Origin of the sequence: Mesorhizobium sp. M7A.F.Ca.CA.002.09.1.1 (assembly GCF_003998555.1) — a bacterium.
Taxonomy (GTDB): Bacteria; Pseudomonadota; Alphaproteobacteria; order Rhizobiales; family Rhizobiaceae; genus Mesorhizobium; species Mesorhizobium ciceri.
Genome location: NZ_RZRR01001140.1, coordinates 1 through 1,470, shown reverse-complemented (window position 1 = coordinate 1,470; position 1,470 = coordinate 1). Strand labels below are relative to the sequence as shown.

At 64.8% G+C, this 1,470-nt stretch carries 2 protein-coding genes; one reads left to right on the top strand and one right to left on the bottom strand.

Annotation, left to right across the window (positions count from 1 at the left end; genetic code table 11):
- Positions 1 to 13 precede the first annotated feature (13 nt).
- Positions 14 to 286 carry a DUF4242 domain-containing protein gene (locus EN994_RS31100; protein WP_063169628.1) on the bottom strand — a complete coding sequence of 91 codons (273 nt, stop codon included), beginning with the start codon at positions 284 to 286 and terminating at the stop codon, positions 14 to 16.
- Between the two features lie 215 nt (positions 287 to 501).
- Between EN994_RS31100 and EN994_RS31095 the strand changes: the two genes are divergently transcribed.
- Positions 502 to 1,470: AAA family ATPase (locus tag EN994_RS31095; protein WP_245466134.1), on the top strand; the 969-nt coding region annotated here is incomplete at its 3' end.

Genomic DNA, 1,470 nt, shown 5'->3' with positions numbered 1-1,470 from the left:
CTCATCGATCGGGTCAACGGTAAAAGTAAGGGTCAAGAACCCGCACCTCCGTGATCTTGTCGACAGGCAGCGCGTTTTTCTGGGCCGTGCTGCGGATCGCTTCCGGCGAAGGCGCGTCATAGATGCAGAAGCTCTGCTTCTTGTCGGGCGAGACGAAGGACTGCACCCAAGTCACGCCTTTCTCCGCGTTGCGCATGATGACGCCGCCCAGCGCATCGGCGCCGGCCTCGTTCACCGGCACGCTGAGGCCGTTGGGAAATGTACGTTCAACCACATAGCGAGGCATATCAGGTTCCTTTTTACTGTTTCACGCCCGGTTTTGAGCGCGGAGGACATTGATCACGCTCGCCAGGGGCGCGCATCGGAACCTTTCCCTATGTTTCGTGGGACGATTCCCCATGTTAACGGCGTTCACTGCTGGAGCCACAAAGCCGATACCGGGCCGCGCTATCCTGCCTGACGAAAGCGGGGTGCGGCGGCGACCCGGATCACGAAAAGCGGATGATCATGCTTCTGGAACGGCAGACACAGCTGGAGCAGCTGGACGGACTTCTCGCCGAAGCCGCGCGTGGTCGCGGCAGCGTGGTGGCGTTGTCGGGCGAGGCCGGCGCCGGCAAGACCGCACTGGTCGAGGCCTTCGTCGCCGGCGCGGCCAAGGCTACGCGCATCTTGCGCAGCGCCTGCGAGGACCTGTCGATCCCCGATCCGCTCGGACCGCTCTATGACCTCGCCCGCGAGGCGCAATGGGCGATGCCGCAGGCGATCGACGCCAGGCAGGGTCAGCGGCTGCCACTGTTCTCCGGTGCCCTCGACGTGTTCGAGACAAGGACCCAGCCGACGCTTCTGGTAATCGAGGATCTGCATTGGGCGGACGACGCGACGCTCGATTTCGTCCGCTTTCTTGGCCGGCGCATCGCCAACACCCACATCCTGGTCCTGTTGACGGCGCGCACCGACCGCAGCGAAGGACAGGCGCGTGTGCGCCGGGCGCTGGGTGAAATTCCGTCGGGCAACGTTGCCCGTATCGACGTGCCGCTGTTGAGCGAGGCGGCCGTCCTGTCGCTCGCCAGCGCTGCCGGCCGAGATGGCGACGCCATCTACCGGGTCACCGCCGGCAATGCCTTCTTCGTCACCGAGCTCCTGTGTGCCGACAATGAGATGACGCCACCGGCCAGCGTGCGGGACGCCGTTGTGGCGCGGGCCGAACGGCTGTCCGCCGGTGCCCGCTCGATGCTGGACGCGGTGTCGGTGTTTCCCAGGCGGGCCGATGCTTGGGCTCTGCAGGGCCTGTGCGGCGTCGCCAGCGCCGGACAGCTGGCGGAATGTGTGTCGAATGGGCTGCTCGACGATCTGGGCGATGGCTATGCCTTCCGCCATGAAATCGCACGCCGCGCCATCGAGATGATGCTGACGACAAGTTACAGGAGACTGTTCAACCAGCGCGCGCTGGTTGAACAGTCTCCTGTAACT

Excerpts from the sequence above, each read along its gene's own strand:
- EN994_RS31100 (WP_063169628.1), bottom strand. The coding sequence starts at position 286 with ATGCCTCGCTATGTGGTTGAACGTACATTTCCCAACGGCCTCAGCGTG.